The 327-nt window shown below is 68.2% G+C and carries 1 protein-coding gene; it reads right to left on the bottom strand.

Going from position 1 to position 327, the window contains the following annotated elements; genetic code table 11:
- Window positions 1-327, bottom strand: a 327-nt coding sequence (locus AX721_RS12955) for an NAD(P)(+) transhydrogenase (Re/Si-specific) subunit beta (protein WP_197422556.1), incomplete at both ends; no start/stop codon positions are given.

Raw genomic sequence — 327 nt, 5'->3', positions numbered from 1 at the left:
TAGCTGAGGATCGCGCCCGACGAGCCCACCAGGGCGCCGGTGATGATCAGGGTGATGTTCTCGAGCGTGAAGCCCAGAGCCGCGGCCGCCCAGCCCGAGTAGCTGTTCAGCATCGACACCACGACCGGCATGTCGGCGCCGCCGATCGGGATGATCAGGGTGACGCCGATCAGCAGGCTGAGCGCGAAGATCGCCCAAAAGGCCCAGGTCGCCTGGCCGCCGCTCATCACCAGCACCGCCACGAGCGCCACGATCGCCAGGCCGATCAGGATGTTCAGCAGGTGGCGGGCGGGCAGCAGGATCGGCGCGCCGCTCATGTTGCCGTTC

The sequence above is a fragment of the Phenylobacterium sp. CCH9-H3 genome (assembly GCF_001557235.1).
Classification (GTDB): domain Bacteria; phylum Pseudomonadota; class Alphaproteobacteria; order Caulobacterales; family Caulobacteraceae; genus Phenylobacterium.
The sequence above is the reverse complement of the archived record's forward strand: the minus strand, read 5'-3'. Positions and strand labels throughout refer to the sequence as shown.